Genomic DNA, 26,480 nt, shown 5'->3' with positions numbered 1-26,480 from the left:
TCACGCGCGCGTGCCGACCGTCACCTCGGCCGAGGGGCCCGGCAGGTCCAGGGCGGCCTCCGGGCGTTCCCGCAGCGACAGCAGGACGCGGAGCACCCCGATCCACACCAGGCACGAGCCCAGCATGTGCAGGGCCACCAGGACCTCGGGCAGATGCGTGAAGTACTGCACGTAACCGAGCACGCCCTGCGCGAGCAGGATCAGGAAGAGGTCGCGCGTGCGGGCCAGCGGCCCCTGCGGTGCGTCGACCGCCTTCAGGACGAACCACAGGGCGAACGTCAGCGTGACGACGATCCAGGCGAGCACCGCGTGCAGCTTGGCGACCGTCTCCCAGTCGATCGGGATGCGATCCACCTCGCTGGAGTCACCGGCGTGCGGCCCGGCCCCGGTCACCACCGTGCCGACCGCGATGAGCAGCACGGACGCGGCCACCAGGAACCACACCAGCTGCTGTACGGCCTTGCCGACCAGCGGACGCGGCGCCCCGTCGCCCTCCCGCGTGCGCTGCCACATCACCGTGGCGACGGCGATCAGGGCCGAGGAGAGCAGGAAGTGCGCGGCGACCGTGTACGGGTTGAGACCGACCAGGACGACGATGCCGCCGAGCACCGCGTTGCTCATGACCACCCAGAACTGGGCCCAGCCCAGCCGGGTCAGTGAGCGCCGCCACAGCTTCTGGGTGCGCGCCGCGATGATCGCCCAGCCGACGGCCGCGCACAGCACGTACGTCAGCATGCGGTTGCCGAACTCGATCACCCCGTGGACGCCCATGGCCCGGGTGGTGGTCAGCGACTCGTCGGTGCAGGTGGGCCAGGTCGGACAGCCGAGGCCCGAGCCGGTCAGGCGGACGGCGCCGCCGGTCACGACGATGACCACCGACATCACGAGCGCGGCGAGCGCCGCCCGTCGGACGGTCCGGGAATCCGGGGTCCAGCGGTCGGCGATGAAGGCGAGCGGGTTGCGCAGGGCCGCTACGGCGTCGGCGCGGTTCAGCTTTGGCACGCCCCCCATCGTAGGCCGCCGCTTGTGCACGCGTTCACGAGGGGCACCCCCGGCGCGCGTCACACCGCTCACTCCCAGCGGAAGAACTTCCCGGCCGCGGCCAGGCCGGCCACCGCCCAGACGGCCAGAACGCCCAGGTCGCCCCAGGGCATGCCGGCGCCGTGCTGGAGCACGTCCCGCAGGCCGTCGGAGAGCGCCGCGATCGGCAGCAGACCGAGGGCGTGCTCCCCGGCCGTGCCGAACTTCTCCAGCGGCACGATCACTCCGCCGCCCACGAGCAGCAGCAGGAAGACCAGGTTGGCGGCGGCCAGCGTCGCCTCCGCCTTCAGCGTGCCCGCCATCAGCAGGCCGAGCCCGGAGAAGGCGGCCGTGCCGACGATGAGCAGCAGCAGGACGGCGGCGGGGTTGCCGTGCGGGGACCAGCCCAGCGCGAAGGCGATGACGGTCAGGAGGACGACCTGGAGGACCTCGGTGACCAGCACGGACGCCGTCTTCGCGGTCATCAGGCCCCAGCGGGGAAGCGGGGAGGAGGCGAGCCGCTTCAGGACGCCGTAGCGGCGCTCGAAACCCGTCGCGATGGCCTGGCCGGTGAACGCCGTCGACATCACGGCCAGGGCCAGGATGCCGGGGGCGAGGAAGTCGACCGCCTTGCCCTTGCCGGTGTCCACGATGTCGACCGAGCCGAAGAGCACCAGCAGCAAGGTCGGGATGACGACCGTCAGCAGCAGCTGCTCGCCGTTGCGCAGCAGCATCTTCGTCTCCAGCACCGCCTGCGCCGCGATCATGCGGGGGAGGGGGGCCGCACCCGGCTTGGGGGTGTAGGTGCCCGACGCGGTGGTCATGAGCGCAGCTCCTTGCCGGTCAGCTCCAGGCTGTGTCTTTCCGGGGGGCAACCCCCGGGCCCCCGGCCGGTCCGCGTGCGTGCCGGAATCATGAGCGCAACTCCTTGCCGGTCAGCTCCAGGCTGTGTCTTTCCGGGGGGCAACCCCCGGGCCCCCGGCCGGTCCGTGTGCGTGCCGGAATCATGAGCGCAACTCCTTGCCCGTCAGCTCCAGAAAAACGTCTTCCAGGGTGTGCCGCTCCACCGAGATCCGGTCCGGCATCACCCCGTGCTGGGCGCACCACGAGGTCACCGTGGCCAGCAGCTGGGGGTCGACCTTGCCGCCGACCCGGTAGGCGCCCGGGGTCAGCTCGGCGGCCGTGCAGTCGGCCGGGAGCGCCTTGAGCAGGGAGCCGACGTCGAGGCCGGGGCGGCCGGTGAAGCGCAGCGTGTTCTCGGCGCCGCCCTTGCACAGCTCCTCGGGGGAGCCCTGGGCGATGACCCGGCCGCCGTCGATGATCGCCACGTCGTCGGCGAGCTGCTCGGCCTCGTCCATGTGGTGGGTGGTGAGGATCACCGAGACGCCGTCGGCGCGCAGGTCCCGCACCAGGTCCCAGGTGGCCCGGCGGGCCTGCGGGTCGAGGCCGGCGGTCGGCTCGTCCAGGAAGACCAGCTCCGGGCGGCCCACGACGGCCATGGCCAGCGCGAGCCGCTGCTGCTGGCCGCCGGAGAGCCGGCGGTAACTCGTCCGGCCGCAGGAGCCGAGACCGAGGCGTTCGATGAGGGCGTCGACGTCCAGCGGGTGCGCGTGCAGCCTGGCGATGTGCCGCAGCATCTCGTCGGCGCGGGCGCCCGAGTACACGCCCCCGGACTGGAGCATCACACCGATGCGCGGCCGCAGCTCGGCGGACTGCCGTACGGGGTCGAGGCCCAGGACGCGCACCGCGCCGGAATCCGGCTTCCGGTACCCCTCGCAGGTCTCGACCGTGGTCGTCTTCCCCGCCCCGTTGGGGCCGAGTACGGCGGTCACGCCCGCCTGGGCCGCCAGGTCGAGGCCGTCCACCGCGGTCTTCGTGCCGTACCGCTTCACCAGGGCCTGGACCTGGACCACGGGCTCACTTCGCATGGTTCCAGAGTCTAGGGAGACCGGCCGCCGCTCAGGCGGCCGGGTGGGGGAAGTCCTCCGCACGGGGCCGGTGCAGCGGCAGCCACCGCTCGGCGTAGGCGACGGCGTCCGCCAGCGGGAACAGCCGTGCCTCCGCCGCGCCCACCTTGCCGCGTACGACGGGCCGGTCCCGCTCGAAGTCGTGGCCCAGCTCGTCGAACCGGTCCGAGGTGATCGACACCTCGCTCACCGTCTCCCAGCCGCCGCCGGGAGCCGGCCGGCCGACCCGCACGCGCGGCGCCGGTATCCGGTACTCGGCCAGGTGGAACGCGGTGCACGCGGTATAGCCGGCGCCGAGCAGCAGCACCCGGGCGCCCAGCTTCTCCAGCCGGCCCAGGGGGCTCCGCTCGCCGAGCCGGCAGTCGGGCGCGTGGCCGTCGGTGATCTCCCGCGCGCGCGGGCCGAGCGCCGCGAAGGAGGTCTGCGGGTGCGCACTGCGCAGGGCGCCCGGCCAGGTCCGTACGGTCTCCGGGACCACGCCGACCCCGAGGCTGGGCGTGATCAGGGGGTCGTACGGCGGCATGGTGGCCCGTATCCGGTCCCACCACTCCTCGGGCACCGGCGGGTTGCCCCACACGGCCGGATCGGACTGGTCGCCGGTCTGGGTGGGGACGACGAGCGTGCCGGACGGGCCGAGGGCGTCCAGGAGCCCCTGGACGACGGCGACCGCGCCTCCGTTGACCCAGCCGAGGGAACTCAGCGAGGAGTGGACGAGGAGGATCTCGCCGGTCTCGGCACCGAGCAGGCGCAGCTGTGCGGCGAGGGTGTCCCGAGTGACAAGAGGGCCGGTCGGAGGGGGTGCAACCATGGTCCGGGAGTCTTCCGGACAGGGCCTCTGGACGCCACCGGATTGACCTCGGACCGGTCCCGGAATGATCGATCAGAAGATCGTTTCCGCAGGTCAGATTAGGTATACCTAAGTGACGCAGGGCACCACCCGATGATCCGGACGGCGCTTGTCAGGCTCCGCGGAATTACGCAACAATGGCGTTGTGAAAAACGTCGGCGAGGCTCGGGAGACCCCCACGGGGGCCCCTCAGGAGGAGCTAGCGACCGGTGAGCGCTCGACGCGCAACCGGGTCGCTCGGTCCATCCTGGATCACGGGCCTTCGACCGTCGCCGAACTCGCGGGCCGGCTGGGACTGACCCAGGCGGCCGTCCGGCGTCACCTGGACGCACTGGTGGCCGACGACGTCGTGGAGCCGCGCGAGCAGCGCGTGTACGGCACGCGCACGCGTGGCCGCCCCGCGAAGGTCTTCGCCCTCACCGACTGCGGCCGGGACGCCTTCGACCAGTCGTACGACAAGCTCGCCGCGGACGCGCTCCGCTGGATCGCCGAGCAGGGAGGCGGTCCCGAGGCGGTCGCCGCCTTCGCCCGCGCCCGGATCGCCGCCCAGGCGAGCGCGTACCGCAAGGCGATCGAGGCCGTGACCCCGGACAAGCGCGCCGAAGCGCTGGCCAAGGCCCTGAGCGTCGACGGGTACGCTGCTACGGCGCGCAGCGCACCGGTCGGCGAGCAGCTCTGCCAGCACCACTGCCCGGTCGCCCACGTCGCGGAGCAGTTCCCGCAGCTGTGCGAGGCGGAGACGGAGATCTTCGCCGAGCTGCTGGGTACCCATGTCCAGCGACTGGCGACCATCGCGCACGGCGACGGCGTCTGCACGACGTTCATCCCCAAGATTTCCACTGACGCACCTGCAAGCACGGCCGGGAGGAACCCCGCATGACTCTCCCCACGGAGACTGCCCACCCCGAACTGGAGGGTCTGGGCAAGTACGAATACGGCTGGGCCGACTCGGACGTGGCCGGTGCCTCAGCCAGGCGCGGCCTGAACGAGGACGTCGTCCGCGACATCTCGGACAAGAAGTCCGAGCCGGAGTGGATGACCAAGCTGCGCCTGAAGGGCCTGAAGCTCTTCGAGAAGAAGCCGATGCCGAACTGGGGCTCCGACCTCTCGGGTATCGACTTCGACAACATCAAGTACTTCGTGCGCTCCACGGAGAAGCAGGCGGAGTCCTGGGAGGACCTGCCCGAGGACATCAAGAACACCTACGACAAGCTGGGCATCCCGGAGGCCGAGAAGCAGCGCCTGGTCGCCGGTGTCGCCGCCCAGTACGAGTCGGAGGTCGTCTACCACCAGATCCGCGAGGACCTGGAGGAGCAGGGCGTCATCTTCCTCGACACCGACACCGCCCTGAAGGAGCACCCGGAGCTCTTCAAGGAGTACTTCGGCACGGTGATCCCGGCCGGTGACAACAAGTTCGCCGCGCTGAACACCGCCGTGTGGTCCGGCGGCTCCTTCATCTACGTGCCGAAGGGCGTGCACGTCGAGATCCCGCTCCAGGCCTACTTCCGCATCAACACGGAGAACATGGGCCAGTTCGAGCGGACCCTGATCATCGTCGACGAGGGTGCCTACGTGCACTACGTCGAGGGCTGCACGGCGCCGATCTACAAGTCGGACTCGCTGCACTCCGCGGTCGTCGAGATCATCGTCAAGAAGAACGCCCGCTGCCGCTACACGACCATCCAGAACTGGTCGAACAACGTCTACAACCTGGTCACCAAGCGCGCCGTGGCCTACGAGGGCGCGACCATGGAGTGGGTCGACGGCAACATCGGCTCCAAGGTGACGATGAAGTACCCGGCCGTCTACCTGATGGGCGAGCACGCCAAGGGCGAGACCCTCTCCATCGCCTTCGCGGGCGAGGGCCAGCACCAGGACGCGGGCGCCAAGATGGTCCACATGGCGCCGAACACGTCGTCCAACATCGTCTCGAAGTCGGTCGCGCGCGGCGGTGGCCGCACCTCCTACCGCGGTCTGATCGAGATCGGTGAGGGTGCCGCCGGCTCGAAGTCCAACGTCCTGTGCGACGCGCTGCTGGTCGACACCATCTCCCGCTCGGACACGTACCCGTACGTCGACGTCCGCGAGGACGACGTCTCCATGGGTCACGAGGCCACCGTCTCCAAGGTCTCCGAGGACCAGCTCTTCTACCTGATGAGCCGCGGCCTCTCCGAGGACGAGGCGATGGCGATGATCGTGCGCGGCTTCGTCGAGCCGATCGCCAAGGAGCTGCCCATGGAGTACGCGCTGGAGCTCAACCGGCTGATCGAGCTGCAGATGGAGGGCGCGGTCGGTTAAGACCGCCCCCATCGCCAGCAGACGTCTTACTCAGGAAAGAGAGCACTACGACAGCCATGGCTGAGGCCCAGAACATCCCCGTGGGTTCCACCACCGCGGGCTCGATCGCGGTCGCCGCGGAGTCGACCGTCGTCTCGCGCATGAGCGCGCCCCCGTCCTTCGACGTCGCGGACTTCCCGGTCCCGCACGGCCGCGAGGAGGAGTGGCGGTTCACCCCGCTGGAGCGCCTGCGCGGGCTGCACGACGGCACCGCAGCAGCGAACGGCGACGGCGTGAAGGTGGAGGTGCAGGCCCCCGAGGGCGTCACCGTCGAGACCGTCGGCCGCGACGACGCGCGGCTCGGCAAGGCGGGCACCCCGGTGGACCGCATCGCCGCCCAGGCGTACTCCGCCTTCGAGAAGGCCTCGGTCGTGACCGTCCCGAAGGAGACCGTCCTCACCGAGCCGATCCGCATCGCGGTGCACGGCCAGGGGGGCACCTCCTTCGCCCACCAGGTGATCGAGCTGGGCGCCTTCGCCGAGGCCGTCGTGGTCATCGACCACACCGGTGACGCGGTGCTCGCCGCCAACGTCGACTACGTCCTGGGCGACGGCGCCAAGCTGACCGTCGTCTCCGTCCAGGACTGGGCCGACAAGGCCGTCCACGTCGCCCAGCACAACGCGCTGGTCGGCCGGGACGCCTCCTTCAAGTCGGTGGTCGTGACCTTCGGCGGCGACGTGGTCCGCCTGCACCCGCGGGTGGAGTACGCCGGCCCCGGCGGCGAGGCCGAACTGTTCGGCCTGTACTTCACCGACGCCGGGCAGCACCAGGAGCACCGCCTGCTGGTCACCCACAACACCCCGCACTGCAAGTCGAACGTCGTGTACAAGGGCGCGCTCCAGGGCGACAACGCGCATGCGGTCTGGATCGGTGACGTGCTCATCGAGGCCGAGGCCGAGGGCACGGACACCTACGAGATGAACCGCAACCTGGTCCTCACGGACGGCGCGCGCGTCGACTCGGTGCCGAACCTGGAGATCGAGACCGGCGAGATCGTCGGCGCCGGCCACGCCTCCGCCACCGGCCGCTTCGACGACGAGCAGCTCTTCTACCTGATGGCCCGCGGTATCCCGGAGCACGAGGCCCGCCGCCTGGTGGTCCGCGGCTTCTTCGCCGAGCTGGTCCAGCAGATCGGCGTCGCCGACATCGAGGAGCGCCTGCTCGCCAAGATCGATGAAGAGCTGGAGGCGTCGGTCGCATGACTGCCTCGTCGACGTTCCTGCGCGCCTGCGGGCTGAGCGAGCTGGAGGAGGACACCCCGAAGCGGGTGGAACTCGACGGCACGCCGGTCTCGGTCGTCAAGACCGAGGGCGAGGTGTTCGCCATCCACGACATCTGCTCCCACGCGAACGTCTCCCTCTCCGAGGGCGAGGTGGAGGACTGCCAGATCGAATGCTGGCTGCACGGCTCCGCCTTCGACCTGCGCACCGGCAAGCCGTCCGGCCTCCCCGCGACGCGCCCCGTCCCCGTATACCCCGTAAAGATCGAAGGGGACGACGTGCTCGTCTCCCTCACCCAGGAGTCCTGAGGCACCCATGGCAACGCTTGAAATCCGAGACCTGCACGTCACCGTCGAGGCCGACAACGCCACGAAGGAGATCCTCAAGGGCGTCGACCTCACCGTGAAGCAGGGCGAGACGCACGCCATCATGGGCCCCAACGGCTCGGGCAAGTCGACCCTCGCCTACTCGCTCGCGGGTCACCCGAAGTACACGATCACCAGCGGCACCGTGCTGCTCGACGGCGAGGACGTCCTGGAGATGTCCGTCGACGAGCGCGCCCGCGCGGGCCTGTTCCTGGCGATGCAGTACCCGGTCGAGGTCCCCGGCGTCTCGGTCTCCAACTTCCTGCGCACCTCCGCCACCGCCATCCGCGGCGAGGCCCCCAAGCTGCGCACCTGGGTGAAGGAGGTCAAGGAGGCCATGGAGCGCCTCAACATGGACCCGTCCTTCGCCGAGCGCAACGTCAACGAGGGCTTCTCCGGCGGTGAGAAGAAGCGCCACGAGATCCTTCAGCTGGAGCTGCTCAAGCCGAAGGTCGCGATCCTGGACGAGACCGACTCCGGTCTGGACGTCGACGCTCTCCGCATCGTCTCCGAGGGCGTCAACCGCGTCCGCGAGACCGGCGAGGTCGGCACCCTGCTGATCACGCACTACACGCGCATCCTGCGCTACATCAAGCCCGACTTCGTCCACGTCTTCTCCGCCGGCCGGATCGTGGAGTCCGGCGGTGCCGAGCTCGCCGACAAGCTGGAGGACGAGGGCTACGAGGCATACACGAAGGGTGGCGCATCCGCGTGACACAGCTGCCGGGCCTCCTCGACACCGAGGCGATCCGCAAGGATTTCCCCGTCCTTGACCGCCTGATCCACGACGGCAAGAAGCTCGTGTACCTGGACAACGCGGCGACCTCGCAGACCCCGCGCCAGGTGCTCGACGTGCTCTCCGAGTACTACGAACAGCACAACGCCAACGTCCACCGCGGTGTGCATGTGCTCGCCGAGGAGGCCACGGCGCTGTACGAGGGCGCGCGCGACAAGGTCGCCGCGTTCATCAACGCGCCGAGCCGCGACGAGGTGATCTTCACCAAGAACGCCTCCGAGTCGCTGAACCTCGTGGCGAACATGCTGGGCTGGGCCGACGAGCCCTACCGGGTGGACCACGAGACCGAGATCGTCATCACGGAGATGGAGCACCACTCCAACATCGTGCCGTGGCAGCTGCTGTCGCAGCGCACGGGCGCGAAGCTGAAGTGGTTCGGCCTGACCGACGACGGCCGTCTGGACCTGTCCAACATCGACGAGATCATCACCGAGAAGACGAAGATCGTCTCCTTCGTGCTGGTGTCGAACATCCTGGGCACGGTCAACCCGGTCGAGACGATCATCCGCCGTGCCCAGGAGGTCGGTGCTCTCGTCTGCATCGACGCCTCCCAGGCGGCGCCCCACATGCCGATGGACGTGCAGGCCCTCCAGGCCGACTTCGTGGCCTTCACCGGCCACAAGATGTGCGGCCCGACGGGTATCGGCGTGCTCTGGGGCCGCCAGGAGCTGCTGGAGGACCTGCCTCCGTTCCTCGGCGGCGGCGAGATGATCGAGACGGTCTCGATGCACTCGTCCACGTACGCCCCGGCACCGCACAAGTTCGAGGCGGGCACGCCCCCGATCGCGCAGGCGGTCGGTCTCGGCGCGGCCATCGACTACCTCCAGTCGATCGGCATGGACAAGATCCTCGCCCATGAGCACGCGCTGACGGAGTACGCGGTGAAGCGCCTGGCCGAGGTCCCGGACCTGCGGATCATCGGCCCGACGACGGCCGAGGACCGGGGCGCGGCGATCTCCTTCACGCTGGGCGACATCCACCCGCACGACGTGGGCCAGGTCCTCGACGAGCAGGGCATCGCGGTCCGTGTCGGCCACCACTGCGCGCGTCCCGTCTGCCTGCGCTACGGAATTCCTGCGACCACGCGAGCGTCGTTCTATCTGTACTCCACGCCGGCCGAGATCGACGCTCTGGTCGACGGACTGGAGCACGTACGGAACTTCTTCGGCTGAAGGGCGTGCTGAAAAGGTGAAGCTGGACTCCATGTACCAGGAAGTCATCCTGGACCACTACAAGAACCCGCACGGGCGTGGTCTGAGGGATGGCGACGCCGAGGTGCACCACGTGAACCCGACGTGCGGCGACGAGATCACCCTTCGCGTGAAGTACGACGGCACGAGGATCGAGGACGTCTCGTACGAGGGCCAGGGCTGCTCCATCAGCCAGGCCTCGGCCTCCGTGCTGAACGACCTCCTCGTCGGCAAGGAGCTGGCCGACGCGCGGAAGATCCAGGAGACCTTCCTGGAGCTGATGCAGTCCAAGGGCAGGATCGAGCCCGACGACGCGATGGAGGACATCCTGGAGGACGCCGTCGCGTTCGCCGGTGTCTCCAAGTACCCCGCGCGGGTCAAGTGCGCCCTCCTGAGCTGGATGGCGTGGAAGGACGCGACGGCCCAGGCGCTGGGTGGCGCCGACGCCGAAAGGAAGACGGCATGACCGACACCGCTGAGATGAAGCCGGCCTCGGAGGAAGAACTCCGGGAGGCCCTGATGGACGTGGTCGACCCCGAGCTGGGTATCGACGTCGTCAACCTCGGCCTGATCTACGGGATCCACGTCGACGAGTCGAACATCGCGACCGTCGACATGACCCTCACCTCCGCGGCCTGCCCGCTGACGGACGTCATCGAGGACCAGGCCAAGTCCGCCACGGACGGCCTCGTCAACGAGCTCCGGATCAACTGGGTCTGGATGCCGCCGTGGGGCCCGGACAAGATCACGGACGATGGCCGCGAGCAGCTTCGGGCGCTCGGGTTCAACGTCTGACACAGAGCCGGTGAAAGGGGCCGTGGCCAGCTGCCACGGCCCCTTTCGTGTGCTCGCTCCAGCCCGTCCGGCAGGCGCGGCGGCCGGCCGGAGGCCTCATATGTACGCTCGTACACATGGGATACCTGTTGCTCGCCGGCGCCATCGCCGCCGAGGTCGCCGCGACGACGGCGATGAAGTACACCGAGGGGTTCAGCCGGCTCTGGCCCTCGCTCCTGACCGCCCTGGGGTACGTCGTCTCGTTCGCGCTGCTCGCGAGGACGCTGAAGACCGTCCGGATCGGCACGGCGTACGCGATCTGGTCCGGCGTGGGCACCGCAGCCATCGCCGTGCTCGGCCTGCTGCTGTTCGGCGAGGGGCTGACCCTGGCCAAGGTCGCGGGGATCCTGCTGATCATCGTCGGTGTGGTGGTGCTGAACCTGGGCGGGGCGACGCACTGATGCCCCGCCGCCACGACCCCGATCGGCGCCGGCGCATCATCGACGCGGCGATCCGCGTGGTCGGCCGGGACGGCATCGCCGGGCTGAGTCACCGCACGGTCGCCGCCGAGGCCGACGTACCGCTCGGCTCCACGACGTACCACTTCGCCACCCTGGAAGAGCTGCTGGTGGCCGCGCTGCGGCAGACGAACGAGGGCTTCGGCAGGGTGCTGGCCGAGTGCCTCCCGGAGGGCGGCACGGGCGATCTCGCCGCGGAACTCGCCGGGGCGCTGGGGGAGTGGCTCGGCGGCGAGCGCACCGGCGTGGAGCTGGAGTACGAGCTGTATCTGGCCGCGCTGCGCCGGCCCGCGCTGCGTCCCGTCGCCGGCGAGTGGACGGAACAGACGGCCGCGCTGCTGGCCCGGCACACGGACCCGGTCACGGCGCGGGCGCTGCTCGCGCTGATGGACGGCATCTGTCTCCAGGTGCTGCTCACGGGCGGTTCCTACGACGAGGAGTACGCGCGCGCCGTGCTGGCTCGGCTGATCCCCTGAAGCCGCGCCCGGCACGTGAGACACGGTTCGCCCTGACCACCCCGCCCACGTTAGGTTTTCCTCCATGACCGAGTCTGCAACCCGTACCACCGGCGCCGTCGCCGCCGGCCTCGCCACGATCGCCTCCGACGGCACCGTTCTCGACACCTGGTTCCCCGCCCCCGAGCTGGTCGATGAGCCGGGCCCGGCCGGCACCGAGCGGCTGACCGCCGAGCAGGCGGCCGAGCTGCTGGGCGGCGGCGCGACCGCGGCGACCGGCCCGGACGCCCGCCGGGGCGTCGAGGTGGTCGCGGTCCGCACGGTCATCGCCTCGCTGGACGACAAGCCGGTCGACGCGCACGACGTCTACCTGCGCCTGCACCTGCTCTCGCACCGCCTGGTCAAGCCGCACGGCCAGAACCTGGACGGCATCTTCGGCCACCTCGCCAACGTCGCCTGGACCTCGCTCGGCCCGGTCGCCGTGGACGATCTGGAGAAGGTGCGGCTGAACGCCCGCGCCGAGGGCCTGCACCTCCAGGTGACCTCGGTCGACAAGTTCCCGCGCATGACGGACTACGTCGCCCCGAAGGGCGTGCGCATCGCCGACGCCGACCGGGTCCGCCTGGGCGCGCACCTCGCGGCGGGCACCACCGTCATGCACGAGGGCTTCGTCAACTTCAACGCCGGGACGCTCGGCACCTCCATGGTCGAGGGCCGGATCTCCGCGGGTGTCGTGGTCGGCGACGGCTCGGACATCGGCGGCGGCGCCTCCACGATGGGCACCCTGTCCGGCGGCGGCAACGTGATCATTTCCATCGGCGAGCGCTGCCTGATCGGCGCCGAGGCGGGCGTCGGCATCGCCCTCGGTGACGAGTGCGTGGTCGAGGCCGGCCTCTACATCACCGCGGGCACCCGCGTCACCATGCCCGACGGCCAGATCGTCAAGGCCCGCGAGCTGAACGGCGCCTCCCACATCCTCTTCCGCCGCAACTCGGTCACCGGCACGGTCGAGGCCCGCCCGAACAACGCGGTCTGGGGCGGCCTGAACGACATCCTGCACAGCCACAACTGACGCACCCGCCCAGAGCGTCCGCAGCGCCCCTCGCCGTCCGCGCAGGGGCGCTTCGTCATGTGGGCAGGGCCGCGGCCAGACCCGCAGCCGGCGCCGGGTGCGGCGGGCCCGGCGGAAATTTCTTCGGGCGGGAGGCATAGCGGGCGGCCGGTCGGCACGTCAGGAGGGGTGCAGGGCCTGGACAACGGGTGGGGCCCGGGGGAAGAGAAGGTGACGATGGATGCCGAAGCGCAGGAGAATTTCCGCGAGTTCGTGGCCGGCAGGTCGTCCGCGCTGCTGAAGACGGCCGTCCTGCTGACCGGCGGTGACCGGCACGCCGCCGAGGACCTGCTGCAGAACGCGCTGGTCAAGGCGGCCGGCCGATGGCAGCGGATCGACGAGCCGGAGGCGTACGTCCGGCAGATCCTGTACCGGCAGCAGATCAGCCGCTGGCGGCTGAAGTGGCGGCGACGCGAGGTCACGGTCGCCGAGCCGCCGGAGGCCGGTCACGACCCGGACGCCCCGGGCGCCGCCGAGCTGCGGCTGGTGCTGCGGACGGCCCTGTCCCGGCTCACCGCCCGCCAGCGCACCGTGCTGGTGCTCCGCTACTTCGAGGACCTGCCGGAGGCCGAGGTGGCCCGGCTCCTGGGCTGCACCGTGGGCACCGTACGGTCCACCACCCACCGGTCCCTGGCAAGGCTCCGTGAGCTGGCGCCCGAGCTGGCGTCGGTCGATCCCCGGCCGCAGCGGCCGTCCCGTGACTTCTCGCCCGTGGAGGTGCGTCCGTGAACGTGGAGGAACTCGTGCGCGAGGCGCTGCGGGAGCAGGCCGACCGGGAGCCGCCGGTACCGGCCGGGTTCGCCGACCGGGTGCTCGGGGTGCGCCGGCGCCGCCGTACCCGCAGGCTGGCCTCGGTCGCCGCGGCCACCGCCGCGGTGCTCGCGATCGCCGTCGGGGTGCCGCTGCTGGACTCCGGTCACAGGGCCGACGTGCGGCCGTCCGGGGTGCTGGACTCCGGCGATGTCCGGGCCCACCCGGACCAGTCGCCGCCGCGCGAACTGATCGGAGCCGGGGACGCGGTGCTGGCCGCCTACTACACCGCGGAGTCGAAGCCGCTGACCGAGAACCAGGCCGTCTCGGCACGCACCTACTGGCTGCTCGACCCGAGGAGCGGAAAGTACGAGAAGGACTCCCGCTGGTCCTTCGTCGCCGTCGCCCCCGGCATGAAGACCGCCGCCGTGCTGGAGCGGAACCTGCCCGCGCACCGGATCGGCCTGCTCGACCTCGCGACGGGGGAGGTCGAGCGGTGGATCCCGGTCCAGCACGGCGTCGGCGGGCTCGCGTTCTCGTACGACGGCACGAGGCTCGTCGCGACGACGTACGGCGAGAACCCCGATCTGCGGATCAGGGAGAAGGTGCACACCACCGACGGCAGGGCCGCGTGGATGTGGGCGGCCCGGTTCGGACAGTCGAGCCGGTCGGGGTTCTACGATCTCGACGTGGCCTCCGGCACGGGCTCCTGGACCCGGGTCGCACCCGACCGCAACACCAACTCCCGCGCGGACTTCGCCTTCAGCCGCAGCGGCGGGCTCGTGTACGCGCAGTACATCGGCGGCCGGGACGGCCTGCAGCGGTTCTACGACCTCAAGGGCAACAAGGTCGCCGCGCCCGCGGACGAGAAGCACCTGCGGTCGGACGTCCCCGCGCGGCTGTCCCCGAGCGGCAGGCTCGCCGCTCTCGGCCTGACGAAGGAGGTCGCCGGCTCGCCCGGCAGGTCGTACTCCTCCATCCGTGATCCCCGTACGGGCAAGGAGATCACCAAGGTCCGCGGAGGTCACCTGCTCGCCTGGGCCGACGACAGGCACCTCATCGCCTGGGAACGGGTGACGAGCCTGGAGGAGGAGTACCGACCCCGGCTCGTGCTGGTCACGATCGGCAGCGACAGGGTCGTACCGCTCAGTGGTGTCCAGGAGCCGGCTGAGCCCACCGGTCCGCGGCAGCCGTGGGAGCCCGTCTTCACCCGCCGCTGAGGCCTCGCCCCGGCCGCCGCGGATCAGCCCGCGGTGAGCGCCTCGTACACCGCCAGCAGCCCGTCGGCCGTCTCCCGGCCGGCGGGCAGCAGCGGCGCGCGCACCGGTCCGGCGGGTAGCCCGAGGCGGCCCAGCAGCGCCTTCGCGGTGACGGTGCCGGGCAGGCCCGCGCCCATCATCGCCTCGATCAACGGCATCGCCGCCAGCTGGAGCTCGGTCGCCCGGGCCGTGTCGCCGGCGTCGAACGCGGCAAGGATCGCGGCGACGTGCGCCGGTACAGCGTTGGCGACCGTGCTCACACAGCCCGCCGCGCCGACCGCGTACAGCGCCAGTACGTGCTCGTCGCAGCCCGCGTAGTAGGCCAGGTCCGTCTGGGCCAGCACCTTCTGGGTGCCGAGGAAATCGTAGGAGCAGTCCTTGACGGCCACGATCCGCGGGTGCCGCGCCAGGCGGATCATGGTGTCCGGTTCGATCCGGGTGCCGGTGCGGCCCGGGATGTCGTACAGCATCACGGGCACGTCGCTCGCGTCGGCGACCTCACGGAAGTGCGCGGCCACGGACTCCTGGGGCGGCTTGCTGTAGTACGGCGTCACCACCAGGACGCCGTCCGCGCCCGCCTTCCCGGCGGCGAGAGCCAGCTCCACGGTGTGCCGGGTGTCGGGCGTGCCCACGCCCGCGACCAGCGCGGCCCGGTCGCCGACCGCCTCCCGGACGGCCGCGACCAGCCGCGCCTTCTCCTCGTCGGTGGTGGTGGGCGACTCGCCGGTGGTGCCGTTGAGGACCAGGCCGTCGCACCCCTCGGCCACCAGCCGCGCGGCCAGCCGCTGGGCACCGTCCAGGTCCAGGGCGCCCGCCGCGGTGAGCGGCGTGATCATCGCGCAGAGGGTGCGGCCGAAGGGAGGGGGCTTGCGTGTACTCGTCATGGCAGTAGTCTCGGCAGCGCTTCGGTGAAGCTCTACTTAATTCTCCTACGGAGTATTGCTAAGAATTGCTGATGTGTGGGGGGTGTGGCCGGAGGCCCTGTGTCCAACTCGGCCCCTCATGGGTCACTATGGCCGAAAGGGTCACCGACACCCAGGAGGCGCCATGAAGCTCGGCAAGGCACTGGCCACCGGGGTCGCCGAGGAGCGGCCGCTCGTCCGGGAAGAGGAGCTGCGGCTGCCCGAGGAGGCCGCCCGCACCGAAGCGGCCGAACCGGCCGAGCCGGCCCGCGAAGAGGTCCCGGCCGTCCGATGAGGCTGCGGCTCCCGGCGGAACGCCCGACGGAGCCGCCGACCGGCTACAAGATCGCCCACCCGGTGCTGTCCCAGGACGGCACCCGGGCGGGGTTCACCGGAGTGTCGCTCGGCGGCGCGCTGCCGTACGGCGTCCTCGACGACGCCTCCTGCGTCTACGGCCGCCGGCACCGCCCGCCCGCGCGCCGGTGCGACTGCGGCTTCCACTGCGTGCACGACCGGGCGGCCGCCGAGGCCCTGCTCTGCACCACCGAACACCGGGCGGCCGTCCTGCTGGAGGTCTCGGTCCTCGGCGCCTACATCCGCTTCGAGCGCGGCTTCCGCTACGCCCGGCAGCGGGTGCGCACGGCCACGGCCGGACCGTGTACCTGCGGCGCCGGTTCCGTCGCGCTGGCCGAAGCCGGCTGGGGCCGGCCGGGCTGGCGGGCCCTGGCCCCCGTCTGCGCGGGGTGCGCGCGTGCGCGGACGTCCGTCTCGCTCGCGGGGTTCGCCCGGCTGGCCGGGCAGGGGCTGCTCGTGATCGCCGGAGCCGGCGGGGCCAGCCCGGCGGACGCCGAGTTGACGCCCGCCGCCGACCTCGGAGTCCCCGAACTCGTCGCCGAGGCCGCCCTGTTGCAGGCGCGGCTCGACTGGTTCCAGTCCCAACTCGCCCGCCTCGGCGAACGCGGGGCGGGCGGCGCCGGCGGGGGCTAAGGAGCCCCCGCATGGGTACCCGGATGTTCCGCACAGGAAGGAGGCGGACACCGTGACCGTCACCCCGCACGCACGGCCCGCGGCCGACGGCCACCCCTCCACGGGCGAACTCGTCGGCCAGGCCACCGAACAGCTCTCCCGGCTCCTGCGGCAGGAGGTCGCCCTCGCCAAGGAGGAGCTGGCCGAGAAGGGGCGCCGAGCCGGGCGCGGCGGCGGACTGCTGGGCGCCGCGGGCGCCGTCGGCTACGTCGGGCTGATCGTCCTGGCCGGAGCGGCCACCGCCGCCGTCTCCCTGGCGCTCCCCGTGTGGGCGGCGGCGCTGATCGTGGCCGCGGTCTTCTTCGCGGTGGCCGGCCTGCTGGCCGCGACCGGCCGCGCCCAGCTGCGCCGCGCCGCCCCGCCCACACCCGAGGAGACCCTCGGCAGCGTCAGGGCGGACGTCGACGCGATCAGGGAAAGGGCACACCGATGACGCACAGGAACCCGCACGGCTCGGGCGCCAAGGGCCCCGACGAGCTGCGGCAGCAGATCGAACACACCCGCAGCCAGCTCGGCGACACCGTCGCCCAGCTGGCGGAACGGGCCGATGTGAAGGGCCGGGCCCGGGCCCGGGCCAGCGACCTGAGGGACAAGGCCGGCGCCATGACCGTCCAGCTGCGCGCGAGCGCCGCCCAGGCGGGGCACGGGATGCAGGACCGGGCGGTCAAGGCGGGGCACGTCGTCCAGGAGCGCGCCGCGCGAGCCGGCCACACCGCGCAGGAACGGATGACGAAGGCCGGGCACCTGGTGCAGGAGCGGGCCGGTCAGGGCGGGCACGCCCTGCACCACCGGGCGGCGCACGCCGGTGACACCGCGCGGCACGACCTGCGCGTGCCGCGGCCGGTCCGGTCCGTCGTGGGCGCCGCGAAGCGGCATCCGCGGCCGGCCCTGCTCATGGGCGCGGTGGGCGGCTGCGTCGTCGCCGCGGCCGTGATCTGGCGCAGGATCGACCGCCGGCAGTGAGCACGGGACGCGGGGCCGGCCGGGCGCTCCGTCCGTCCGGCCGGCCCCGCCGCCGTGTCACGGACGGAACCGCAGCACCTGCGGGTCGTGGTCACTGATCTGGTCGTGGAACTCCGAGTTGACGTGCACGCTGTCGTACTCGAAGTCGCAGCCGCGGCGGATCGCCGGGCTGATCAGGATCTGGTCCAGGACCTGCTGGTTGCCCTGGTAGTCGTAGGTGTAACGCTCGCTCTGCGGCAGCGACTTGATCGCCGACCACAGCTCGCCGTCACCCTCGAGGATCTGCGTGGTCCCGGAGAACTCGAAGTCGTTCATGTCACCGAGCGCGATGACGTTCGCGTTCTTCTGGACGGACAGGATGTCCTTGACGAACGCGTTCACCGCGGTCGCCTGGGCGTGCCGCTGGATCTCCGAGCTGCGCATCGGCGGCTGGTACTGCGAGGCCAGACCCTGGTCGCCGCCCTTGGAGTTGAGGTGGTTGGCGATCACGAAGACGGTCTTGCCGCGGAAGACGAACTCGCCCGCGAGCGGCTTGCGGCTGTTGCTCCAGGCCGCGTTCGCCGGGTCGATCCGCCCCGGCGAGACCGTCAGCCGGGCCTTGCCGTGCACCTTGGTGACCCCGGCCGCGGTGGTCGAGTCGCCGCCCGCGCGGTCCACGAAGGAGACCCGCTCCGGGTTGAACAGGAACACCTGGCGGATGTTGCCGCCGGGCTCGCCACCGTCCTGGTCGTTGACCGGGTTGATGGAGCGCCAGTCGTACTTCGGGCCGCCCGCCGCGACGATCGCGTCGACCAGCTTGGTCACGGTCTCGTTCGCGTCGACCGTGCCGTCGTCCTTGGCGCCGTTGTTGTCCTGGATCTCCTCCAGGGACACGATGTCCGGCGACTGGAGGTTGTTCACGATCGCGGAGGCGTGCTTGTCGAAGGTGGCGTCCGACGGGTCGAGGTTCTCGACGTTGTACGTCGCCACCGACAGCTCGCGGCTCGACTGCTTCTGCGTGGTCTCGCGCTCCAGGCCGCCGCTGTCCAGCGTGCCGAGCTTGCTCGCGACGAGGGTGTAGCCGCCGAACTGGTTGAAGTCCAGCGGGCCGGTGGTGGTGCCCTCGAGGGTGTCGCCGACGTTCGCCTTCGGGAAGTCGGCGGTCGAGCCCAGCGACTGGACCTGGAGCCGGCCGGTGTTCTGGGAGTCGTAGGAGCCGTAGACCGTGCCGCCCCGGCGGCTCTGGTGCTCCCGCGGCTTCACCGTCACCCACAGCTCGCTGTACGGGTCGGTCGCGGTGACCACGCGAACGTCCTCGACCTGGACGTTCATGCCCTCCAGGGACTCGTAGTAGTCCAGGGCGTACGCCGACGGGTCCAGGGGCAGGCCGTTGATCGAGTTGCTCGCGGCGGTGTCCCCGGCGGGCGCGTACGCGTCCGGCACGGCGTCCTCGTCGACGACGGCCGGCGCCGGGACCGCGTTGCCGGCGGAGACGGTGGTGATCGTCGGCTTGGTGATCTCCGTCACCGACTGGTTGCCGGACGAGGTGCCGCCCGGGACGTACTCGGAGACCGTGCCGGCCACCTTCACCGAGTCGCCGACCGCGACCTTCGGGGCGGAGCTGGTGAAGACGAACACGCCCTCACTGGTGGCCGGGTTGTCGTCCGGGGCCGGGTCCTGGACCCAGAAGCCCTTGGAGGAGCCGTACGTGCGCGTGGCCGTGACGATGCCCGGGACGTCGGTGACCTTCTGGCCCGCGAACGGCGATATCCGGGTGGTGCCCTGAACGTCGTGGATGCGCACCGAGTCGGCATGCGCGGGCGTGGGGAGGACAACCATCTGGGCGGCTGCCGCCGCGGAACAGACGGCGGCGACGGTGAGCGCGGCGAGGCGCGCGGAAGACCTGCTCGGCAAGGGATCCCTCCGGGGACGTGCGTGAGCGCCGGGACGAGGGTGAACAAGAGCGTGTGAGGGGCTCGTAGCCCTCTGTGACACGCGTAGAGCCGAGTGAACAGTTGTCCCCCCAACTTCTACGCGCGTCAATCTCCTGCCTGGTGCCGGGAGTTGTCAAGGTTTCGGCCATGTACGGCTACTGACGGGGAGATGAACCGGGCGGCATGGGTGGAAATCCGTCTAGGCTGAGCGGCTGAGCCCGTTTCACGGTCCGAGGAGAACCAGCCGATGTCAGACAGCTCCCCCCTGCCGCCCGCGCGGCTGCACCCCGAAGCGGAGCTGGCGCGTGCCGCACTGTCCACGCCGTTGCTCTCCCGGGCCGCCCGCCTCGCCCGCTGGGCCGGGCCCGAGACCCGCGTGGACGCCGGCGGCGGACTGGCCGAGGAGCAGCTGCCCGCCGCCGCGGACCTGCTCGGACTCACCGGTGACGACGCCGCCGCGTACGCCGGCGAGGCATGGCGGGTCGCCGTCGACGCCGGCCTGGTCGAGATCGCCGACGAGGAGGCCGGCACCGTCCGAACGGGGGAGGAGCTGAAACTGCTCACCGGCGGCTCCCCGCGGGACGTGCTCACCGTGTGGCTCGCCGCGCTGGAGACCGTCATCGCCGACGCGGGCGTCCCCGACCTGGACGACCTGGTCGACGCGCTGGACGAGGGTGGCGAGGTCGATTTCGCGTCACTCGACTGGGATCCGCAGGCCGAGGCGGAGTTCCTCGACGGTGTCCTCGGCAACCTCTACCTGCTGACCGTCAGTGAGGACGGCCCCGGCCAGGGCCCCGTCCCGCTGCCCGCCCTGGCCGCCTCCGTGATCGTCCCCGACGACATGGGCGAGCCCACCAACGAGGTCCTGGAGCAGGTCTCCGACGCGATGATGCGGCTGGACGACCAGTTCCGGATGCTGGAGCCGGCCGGACTCGTGGAGTACCAGCCGGTGGACGAGGCGCTCATGGCCGACGCGGCGGAAGAGCCCGCGGCGCCCGTGGACGACACCGACGTCTTCCGTTACGGCATGGTCCGCCTCACTCCGCTCGGCGTGTACGGGCTGCGGGCGCGGCTGCTGGAGGCCGGGTTCGCGGCGCCGGCCGTCGGCGACCTCGTCGACAAGGGCGCGGACGTACTCCTCGACGGCACCGCCCGGTTCGGGCAGTCCGCCGCCCGGGCGGAGACCGAGCAGTGGCTCGCCCGCCGCGAACCACTCGCCGCCGCCCGGGAGTTGCTCGCTGCCGCCCGCGGCGCGGACGCGGGGGCGCCGCTGCGCAGGCTCCGCTGCCAGCAGGCGCTGTCGCTGGTGGGCGCCGAAGCCGAGCCCGCGCTGCGGGAGGTGCTGGACGACCCCGAGCTGGGCGGGCTCGCCCGGGTCTGGCTGAGCGAGCGGGGCGCGGCCGGCGTGCCGGCCCCGACCCAGCAACTGGTGTTCTGGCTGACCGTCGACACCGTGGCCGCGCAGCTCCAGGCCGAGGGCAACTCGGAGGAACTCCAGGCCCTGGTGGAGGGGCTGGCCGCGCAGCACAGCGGGTTCTTCGCGGCGGCCTGGCGGGTCGACCATCCCGCCACCGCCGAGGTGCTCGACGCGATGGGGCGGCTGCACCCGGACAAGAAGGTGGCCAAGGAGGCACGGAAGGCCGCGTTCAAGGCACGGTCCCAGCAGGGCGGATGAGCCCCGGCGCCTGAGACGACGGTGCTTTTGCCGGCCATGGCCCGGCGCATACGGATTCATGGAACAGGCGCCCCGGTGGTAGCCCCGTGTTCAACTCCCGTTCAGAAGCGGCGGGGAGCGTGTGCGCCGAACCGAGGCCCCCCACCCTCCACGGCACTACGACCGTCGTCACAGGAGACACCATGTCGCTCACCCGCAGGGACTTCGCCAGAAAATCCGCGATCACCGGTGCCGGGGTCGCCCTGGCGGGCAGCGTCGGCGCACTCGCCACCGCGCCGAACGCCCTTGCCGCCACGGACAACGAGGGAGCCGAGACCGAGTCCGCGCACGGGGGCCACCACCGCGGTGTCGGCTACGGCCCGCTGATCGCCGACCCGAACGGCATCCTGGCCCTGCCGGCCGGCTTCACGTACAAGATCATCACCTACACCGGCAAGACCAGGCTGGAGTCCGGCGAGTCCACCCCGTCCAACCACGACGGCACGGCCACCTTCGCCGGCCCGCGCGGCACCACGCTGCTCGTCAACAACCACGAGCTGGCCGGCGCCCGCGCCCAGTGGCCGCACCCGGTGCCGCTCATCGAGGGCCTCGTCTACGACCCGGCGGCGGCCGGCGGCTGCACGGTGGTCGAGGTCCGCCGCAGCGGCGAGGTCGCCGAGTGGGTGGGCATCGCCGGCACCGCCACCAACTGCGCGGGCGGCCGCACCCCCTGGGGCACCTGGCTGACCTGCGAGGAGACCGAGGACAAGGCCGGCAAAAACGGTTTCACCAAGGACCACGGCTACGTCTTCGAGGTCGACCCGCAGGACCGCCGGGCCAACCGCGACCCGAAGCCGATCAAGGCCCTGGGCCGCTATGCCCACGAGGCCGTCGTCGTCGACCCCAAGCGCGGCCACCTCTACCTCACCGAGGACGCCTCCGGCCCCAACGGCCTGTTCTACCGCTGGACCCCGCCGGAGGGCTTCCGCCACGGCCGCGGCAAGCTGCGCACCCTCGCCGACGACGCCGGCGTGCTCCAGGCGTTCAAGTGCTTCGACTCCGGCGGCAGGTTCGTGGACGACCTGTCCCGCGCCACCAAGATCGGCACCGTGTACGGCGTCGACTGGGTCGACGTCCCCGACCGCGACGCCAAGACCGTCTCGGTCCGCAAGCAGTTCACCGACGGCCAGATCACCCGCGCCCGCAAGCTGGAGGGCATGTGGTGGGGCGACGGCGGCATCTACGTCGTCTCCTCCTACGCCCGCCAGGAGAGCCCGATCCAGCACGACGGCCAGGTCTGGTTCTACGACCCCAAGCGCCGCACGCTGACGCTGAAGGTGCTGTTCGGGGTGAACCCGGACCCGGCCGAGGACGGCGCCTTCGACGGCCCCGACAACATCACCGTCTCCCCGTACGGCGGCCTGGTCATCGCCGAGGACGGCGAGGGCGTCCAGCACCTGTTCGGCGCGACCGACAGCGGCCGGACCTACCCGATCGCCCGCAACGAGCTGAACATCGGCACCGCCGAGGCGCCGGAGTACAGCGAGTTCACCGGCGTCACCTTCTCGCCCGACGGGAAGACCCTGTACGCCAACATCCAGAGCCCGGGCATCATGCTCGCCATCACCGGCCCCTGGAAGCGGCAGAAGTGCGACTGAGTTCCGCGCGGTGATTAATTCGCTCGCTCGTCCCGCGGCCTTTCTCCTAAAGTGATCCTCGTCCAGGTGCGACAGGCAGGACCTACTTCCGCTCATAACGGGGAGGCCGCGGGTTCGAGTCCCGCCACCGGCTTCGACGTGCCGGTGTAGCTCAGAGGCAGAGCACCATACGTCGGTTCCGCCGACCTCGATCTCTGGACACCGAAAATTCATGCACCTCCCGGTGCGCAGGCTGCGGTTACTTCTTTTGTGAAGAGAATCCGAACCGCCGCCGAACCGATCTCGGGAGGCGCAGCACACGGTGGGTGTCCGGTGCGCAGGCAGCGGTTACTTCCTTGGACAGCCGGTCGCGGGATTCGATACCCGTCAGCACCTTCGGGGTGCTGTAGCTCAGTGGTAGAGCAGCTGTATGTGTTCCGTCGCCGACTCCCGATCTCGGGCACCCTCCCTTTGCTGCGCCTCCCTCCGAAATGCGAAAGAATTCGGGGGAATTCACCATGGCGCGATTCAACACGCGTGCCGTCAAGGCGCAGCCGACGTCCGCGGTGACATCGACCGGCCGCGTCCTGCGGACCTACGAGGGCGGCCGAGGCCAGGAGCGCGACCCGCGCTCGGAACTTTTCCTGCTCGCCGTCGCCAACTTCGTCTCGCAGCAGACCTTCTACGAGAGCGGCGACCAGCGCGACGACCGGTTCACCCGCCTCGTCCGCGACCTGGCCGTCACCGACCCCGCCTGGACGGCCGGCCTGCTCGGCTGGCTGCGCGGCGAGGCCAACATGCGGACGGCATCCATCGTGGGCGCCGCCGAGTACGTGCACGCACGGCTGGCGGCCGGCGCCACCGACGGCCCGTCGAACCGGCAGGTCGTGAACTCCGTGCTCCAGCGCCCCGACGAGCCCGGCGAGCTGCTCGCGTACTGGACGTCGACGTACGGCCGTGCGATCCCCAAGCCCGTCAAGCGGGGCGTCGCCGACGCCGTACGACGGCTCTACCACGTCAGGTCGCTGCTGAAGTACGACACCGCGTCCAAGGGCTACCGCTTCGGCGACGTCCTCAACCTGGTGCACGCGGCGCCGGACCCGGACAAGCCCTGGCAGGGCGACCTGTTCCGGTACGCGCTGGACCGGCGGCACCACCCGGACACCGCCGTGCCGCCCGCCTCGCTGCCGGCCCTCGGCCTGCACCGCGAGCTGATGGCGCTGCCCGTCGACCGGCGGCGGGCGGTCGTCACCGCGCCCGACGGCGCCGAGCGGCTGGCCGCGGCCGGCATCACCTGGGAGGCGCTGGCCGGCTGGCTCCAGGGCCCCATGGACAAGGCGGCCTGGGAGGCCGTCATCCCGTCCATGGGCGCGATGGCCCTGGTCCGCAACCTGCGGAACTTCGACGAGGCCGGGGTCTGCGACGAGGTCGCCGCCCGGGTCGCGGCGAAGATCGGCGACCCGGCGGAGGTGCGCCGCTCGCGGCAGTTCCCCTTCCGCTACCTGGCCGCCTACCAGCACGCGCCCTCGCTGCGCTGGTCCTACCCGCTGGAGCAGGCGCTCGGCCACTCGCTGGCCAACGTGCCCGCACTGCCGGGCCGCACGCTGGTGCTGGTCGACCGCTCGGGCTCGATGTTCTGGTCGCAGGTGTCCGATCGTTCGCGGCTCAGCCGGGCCGACGCGGCGGCGGTCTTCGGCACGGCGCTCGCGCTGCGGGCGGCGGACGCCGACCTCGTGCAGTTCGGCTCGACCAGCGCGAAGGTGGAGTTCCGTACGGGCGAGTCGGTGCTGAGGATCCTCGAGCGTTTCGGCGACCTGGGCGGCACCGACACCACCGAGGCGGTGCGCCGGCACTACGCGCAGCACGACCGGGTGCTGATCGTCACCGACGAGCAGTACGCCCCGAACCGGCACGGCGCCCCGACCGACCAGATCCCGGACCGCATCCCGGTCTACACCTGGAACCTGGCGGGCCACCGGGCGGGCCACGGTCCGTCGGGCGCCGGCAACAGGCACACCTTCGGCGGCCTCACGGACGCGGCTTTCCGGATGGTGCCGTTGCTGGAGCGGGCGAAGAGCGCCGACTGGCCGTGGGCGGCCTGAACACCGAGGCCCTGATCCTGGCCCGCACTCCACCCGGGGTGCGGGCCACCCCGTGCCCGCCGCGGCCTCCCTCGGCGGGCGACCCGCGCTCGACGCCCCTCTCCTACCGCGGCAGGACCAGGAGGTGCCGGTGGCGGGAGGGGAGGACGGAGAGGCCGATGGTGAGGCGCCGAAGAGACACAGGCGGTCGAGCGGGCGGCCGACCGCCTCCGGGGCCTGTACCGGCCGGGACCGCCGAAGGGGTGCGGCCCGGGCGGGCGGGGCCATGATGGGGGTGTGCCCCACCCGCCGACGACCCGCCCGCCGAAGCCCGGCCCGCCCGAGGTCCCTGGCCCGCCCGAGGCCCCTGGCCCGCCCGAGGTCCCCGGTCCGGCCGCGGCCCCGGGTCGTCTCGAATCGTTCCCCACGCCCCGGACCGCCGTGGCCTGGCTGCCCCCGGCCGAACTCTGGCCCGCCATCCAGCGCATCCGCGCCGAGCACGACCCGCAGATCCGCCGCTGGCCGCCCCATGTGAACCTGATCTTCGGCTTCGTGCCGGAGGAGGACTTCCCGGCGGCGCTCCCCCTGCTGGCCGCCGCGGCCGCGGAGTGCGCGCCCTTCGACATCCGGCTCAGCGGGGTCCGCGCCTTCCGCCACCGGTCCTGTGCCACCGTGTGGCTCGACCCCGCGGCGGCCGGCGCCGCGCCCTGGACGGAGCTCCGGTGCGCGCTGGCGGAACCCTTCCCGTACTGCACGGACCGCTTCCCGCGCTACATCCCGCACCTCTCGCTCGGGCGCACCCGCGCCCCGCGGGTCCTCGCGGCCGAATGCGCCGCCCGGCTCGGCGTGCTGCACGCGCGCGTGGCCGACGTCGTGCTGCTCTCCCGCCGCGGCGACGGCCCCATGCGGACGCGCGCCACGGTCGCCCTGGGCACCGGCGCGACAGACCGCCGGCTCGGACCGGACCCGGAGACCGGCGGATACGAGCCACCGGAAGGGCGAACAGAGGCTCGATAAGATACGGGGAGGATCCCCGGTTGGCGAGGAGTACCCGGATGCCGCAGGTGAGGCCCATGCGCGCGGACGCCCGGCGCAATCACGAGCGGTTGCTGAAGGTGGCCGCGGAGGCGTTCGCCGAGCACGGGGAGAACGCCTCGCTGGACGACATCGCCAAGCGGGCCGGCGTCGGCTCGGGCACGCTCTACCGGCATTTCCCGACCCGGCGGGCGCTGCTGGAGGCGGCGTACGTCGACCGGGTCGAGGCGCTGGGGACGCGGGCCGGCGAACTGGCCGGGGAACTCCCGCCGGGCGAGGCCCTCAGGGAGTGGCTGTACGAGCTGAGCGTCGGCACCCTTCAGGTGCGGGGGATGAAGGCCCTGCTCAGCTCGGCGGTGACGGACGGCAGCGCGGCGGCGCCTACCGTGTGCGGGACCGTCGTCCAGGGTGCCGCGGTGCGGCTGGTGGAGGCGGCCCAGGCGGAGGGCACGCTGCGGCCGGACGTGCAGCCGGTCGAGGTGCTGCGGCTGGTGCACGGGGTGGCCGCGGCGGCGGAGCTGGGGGGTGGGCGGACCGAGGAGATCCGCCGTTATCTGCGACTGCTGCTGGAGGGACTGCGGGTCGGCTGAGGACGAGGGCTGCCGCGCCCCGAAGAGGCGCGCGGCTGTGCTGATGTGCGGCTCCGCCGCGTGGGCGCGA

The 26,480-nt window shown here is 71.7% G+C and carries 28 protein-coding genes; 22 read left to right on the top strand and 6 right to left on the bottom strand.

Annotated features, from left to right (window positions below):
* From ACZ7DL_RS16010 to ACZ7DL_RS15995, 4 genes are all read right to left on the bottom strand, one after another.
* Complete coding sequence (locus ACZ7DL_RS16010; RefSeq protein ID WP_470774764.1) at positions 1–1,011, bottom strand: COX15/CtaA family protein; 1,011 nt, start codon at positions 1,009–1,011, stop codon at positions 1–3.
* Between the two features lie 59 nt (positions 1,012–1,070).
* The gene (locus ACZ7DL_RS16005) at positions 1,071–1,844 is read right to left on the bottom strand and encodes an ABC transporter permease (protein ID WP_470774763.1); all 774 of its coding nucleotides are present in this window, start codon (positions 1,842–1,844) and stop codon (positions 1,071–1,073) included.
* A gap of 180 nt (positions 1,845–2,024) precedes the next feature.
* Positions 2,025–2,948 carry an ABC transporter ATP-binding protein gene (locus tag ACZ7DL_RS16000; protein WP_470774762.1) on the bottom strand — a complete coding sequence of 308 codons (924 nt, stop codon included), beginning with the start codon at positions 2,946–2,948 and terminating at the stop codon, positions 2,025–2,027.
* Positions 2,949–2,979: 31 nt separating this feature from the next.
* Positions 2,980–3,795, bottom strand: coding sequence for an AAC(3) family N-acetyltransferase (locus ACZ7DL_RS15995; RefSeq protein WP_470774761.1), 816 nt, complete (start codon positions 3,793–3,795; stop codon positions 2,980–2,982).
* A 184-nt stretch (positions 3,796–3,979) separates the two neighbouring features.
* On the opposite strand from ACZ7DL_RS15995, the gene ACZ7DL_RS15990 reads away from it, so the two are divergent.
* From ACZ7DL_RS15990 to ACZ7DL_RS15930, 13 genes are all read left to right on the top strand, one after another.
* The gene (locus ACZ7DL_RS15990; protein WP_470774760.1) at positions 3,980–4,714 is read left to right on the top strand and encodes a helix-turn-helix transcriptional regulator; all 735 of its coding nucleotides are present in this window, start codon (positions 3,980–3,982) and stop codon (positions 4,712–4,714) included.
* Positions 4,711–6,132, top strand: coding sequence for a Fe-S cluster assembly protein SufB (sufB, locus tag ACZ7DL_RS15985; RefSeq protein WP_189985224.1), 1,422 nt, complete (start codon positions 4,711–4,713; stop codon positions 6,130–6,132). Before ACZ7DL_RS15990 ends, sufB begins: the two co-directional genes overlap by 4 nt.
* Before the next feature lie 56 nt (positions 6,133–6,188).
* Complete coding sequence (sufD, locus tag ACZ7DL_RS15980; protein ID WP_470774759.1) at positions 6,189–7,373, top strand: Fe-S cluster assembly protein SufD; 1,185 nt, start codon at positions 6,189–6,191, stop codon at positions 7,371–7,373.
* On the top strand, positions 7,370–7,699 hold the full coding sequence (locus ACZ7DL_RS15975; protein WP_066992152.1) for a non-heme iron oxygenase ferredoxin subunit: 330 nt from the start codon (positions 7,370–7,372) through the stop codon (positions 7,697–7,699). Before sufD ends, ACZ7DL_RS15975 begins: the two co-directional genes overlap by 4 nt.
* 7 nt (positions 7,700–7,706) lie before the next feature.
* Complete coding sequence (sufC, locus tag ACZ7DL_RS15970) at positions 7,707–8,471, top strand: Fe-S cluster assembly ATPase SufC (RefSeq protein WP_356116133.1); 765 nt, start codon at positions 7,707–7,709, stop codon at positions 8,469–8,471.
* Positions 8,468–9,724 (top strand): cysteine desulfurase, encoded by a 1,257-nt coding sequence (locus ACZ7DL_RS15965; protein ID WP_470774758.1) that lies wholly within the window; start codon positions 8,468–8,470, stop codon positions 9,722–9,724. Before sufC ends, ACZ7DL_RS15965 begins: the two co-directional genes overlap by 4 nt.
* Positions 9,725–9,740: 16 nt before the next feature.
* Entirely contained in the window at positions 9,741–10,208 is a 468-nt protein-coding gene (gene sufU, locus ACZ7DL_RS15960) for a Fe-S cluster assembly sulfur transfer protein SufU (protein ID WP_470774757.1), read from the top strand.
* Complete coding sequence (locus ACZ7DL_RS15955) at positions 10,205–10,537, top strand: metal-sulfur cluster assembly factor (protein WP_076092463.1); 333 nt, start codon at positions 10,205–10,207, stop codon at positions 10,535–10,537. Before sufU ends, ACZ7DL_RS15955 begins: the two co-directional genes overlap by 4 nt.
* A gap of 116 nt (positions 10,538–10,653) precedes the next feature.
* Entirely contained in the window at positions 10,654–10,977 is a 324-nt protein-coding gene (locus ACZ7DL_RS15950; RefSeq protein WP_470774756.1) for a DMT family transporter, read from the top strand.
* Positions 10,977–11,510, top strand: a complete 534-nt coding sequence (locus tag ACZ7DL_RS15945; protein ID WP_470774755.1) for a TetR/AcrR family transcriptional regulator — start codon at positions 10,977–10,979, stop codon at positions 11,508–11,510. Before ACZ7DL_RS15950 ends, ACZ7DL_RS15945 begins: the two co-directional genes overlap by 1 nt.
* Positions 11,511–11,574: 64 nt before the next feature.
* Positions 11,575–12,561 carry a 2,3,4,5-tetrahydropyridine-2,6-dicarboxylate N-succinyltransferase gene (gene dapD / locus ACZ7DL_RS15940; protein WP_470774754.1) on the top strand — a complete coding sequence of 329 codons (987 nt, stop codon included), beginning with the start codon at positions 11,575–11,577 and terminating at the stop codon, positions 12,559–12,561.
* A gap of 216 nt (positions 12,562–12,777) precedes the next feature.
* On the top strand, positions 12,778–13,329 hold the full coding sequence (locus ACZ7DL_RS15935) for a SigE family RNA polymerase sigma factor (protein ID WP_470774753.1): 552 nt from the start codon (positions 12,778–12,780) through the stop codon (positions 13,327–13,329).
* Positions 13,326–14,570 carry a WD40 repeat domain-containing protein gene (locus tag ACZ7DL_RS15930; RefSeq protein WP_470774752.1) on the top strand — a complete coding sequence of 415 codons (1,245 nt, stop codon included), beginning with the start codon at positions 13,326–13,328 and terminating at the stop codon, positions 14,568–14,570. Before ACZ7DL_RS15935 ends, ACZ7DL_RS15930 begins: the two co-directional genes overlap by 4 nt.
* Before the next feature lie 23 nt (positions 14,571–14,593).
* On the opposite strand, the gene dapA is transcribed toward ACZ7DL_RS15930, so the two are convergent.
* Positions 14,594–15,493: a 4-hydroxy-tetrahydrodipicolinate synthase gene (gene dapA / locus ACZ7DL_RS15925; protein ID WP_470774751.1), complete on the bottom strand. Its 900-nt coding sequence runs from the start codon at positions 15,491–15,493 to the stop codon at positions 14,594–14,596.
* A gap of 163 nt (positions 15,494–15,656) precedes the next feature.
* Between dapA and ACZ7DL_RS15920 the strand changes: the two genes are divergently transcribed.
* Genes ACZ7DL_RS15920 through ACZ7DL_RS15905 form a run of 4 tightly spaced genes read left to right on the top strand, consistent with a single transcriptional unit; the run spans position 15,657 to position 17,500 of the window.
* Positions 15,657–15,806 (top strand): hypothetical protein, encoded by a 150-nt coding sequence (locus ACZ7DL_RS15920; RefSeq protein ID WP_470774750.1) that lies wholly within the window; start codon positions 15,657–15,659, stop codon positions 15,804–15,806.
* A complete protein-coding gene (locus ACZ7DL_RS15915; RefSeq protein ID WP_470774749.1) occupies positions 15,803–16,498 on the top strand; it encodes a hypothetical protein in 696 nt (231 codons plus the stop codon). Before ACZ7DL_RS15920 ends, ACZ7DL_RS15915 begins: the two co-directional genes overlap by 4 nt.
* A gap of 52 nt (positions 16,499–16,550) precedes the next feature.
* A complete protein-coding gene (locus tag ACZ7DL_RS15910; RefSeq protein ID WP_470774748.1) occupies positions 16,551–16,970 on the top strand; it encodes a phage holin family protein in 420 nt (139 codons plus the stop codon).
* A complete protein-coding gene (locus tag ACZ7DL_RS15905) occupies positions 16,967–17,500 on the top strand; it encodes a DUF3618 domain-containing protein (protein ID WP_470774747.1) in 534 nt (177 codons plus the stop codon). The genes ACZ7DL_RS15910 and ACZ7DL_RS15905 overlap by 4 nt, the downstream gene beginning before the upstream one ends.
* A 57-nt stretch (positions 17,501–17,557) precedes the next feature.
* Here ACZ7DL_RS15905 and ACZ7DL_RS15900 read toward each other — a convergent pair whose 3' ends face one another.
* The gene (locus tag ACZ7DL_RS15900) at positions 17,558–19,393 is read right to left on the bottom strand and encodes an endonuclease/exonuclease/phosphatase family protein (RefSeq protein WP_470774746.1); all 1,836 of its coding nucleotides are present in this window, start codon (positions 19,391–19,393) and stop codon (positions 17,558–17,560) included.
* A 267-nt stretch (positions 19,394–19,660) separates the two neighbouring features.
* Between ACZ7DL_RS15900 and ACZ7DL_RS15895 the strand changes: the two genes are divergently transcribed.
* The 5 genes from ACZ7DL_RS15895 (at position 19,661) to ACZ7DL_RS15875 (ending at position 26,410) form a co-directional block, all read left to right on the top strand.
* Positions 19,661–21,088: a hypothetical protein gene (locus ACZ7DL_RS15895; RefSeq protein ID WP_470774745.1), complete on the top strand. Its 1,428-nt coding sequence runs from the start codon at positions 19,661–19,663 to the stop codon at positions 21,086–21,088.
* Between the two features lie 182 nt (positions 21,089–21,270).
* Complete coding sequence (locus tag ACZ7DL_RS15890; RefSeq protein ID WP_470774744.1) at positions 21,271–22,725, top strand: alkaline phosphatase PhoX; 1,455 nt, start codon at positions 21,271–21,273, stop codon at positions 22,723–22,725.
* Positions 22,726–23,222: 497 nt separating this feature from the next.
* Positions 23,223–24,806, top strand: a complete 1,584-nt coding sequence (locus ACZ7DL_RS15885) for a TROVE domain-containing protein (protein WP_470774743.1) — start codon at positions 23,223–23,225, stop codon at positions 24,804–24,806.
* 276 nt (positions 24,807–25,082) lie between these two features.
* The gene (locus tag ACZ7DL_RS15880) at positions 25,083–25,802 is read left to right on the top strand and encodes a 2'-5' RNA ligase family protein (protein ID WP_470774742.1); all 720 of its coding nucleotides are present in this window, start codon (positions 25,083–25,085) and stop codon (positions 25,800–25,802) included.
* Between the two features lie 38 nt (positions 25,803–25,840).
* Positions 25,841–26,410 carry a TetR/AcrR family transcriptional regulator gene (locus ACZ7DL_RS15875; RefSeq protein WP_470774741.1) on the top strand — a complete coding sequence of 190 codons (570 nt, stop codon included), beginning with the start codon at positions 25,841–25,843 and terminating at the stop codon, positions 26,408–26,410.
* Positions 26,411–26,480: the final 70 nt, after the last annotated feature.

The organism is Streptomyces sp. NPDC036984 (assembly GCF_055607665.1).
This window is presented reverse-complemented; position numbering and strand designations above follow the sequence as displayed.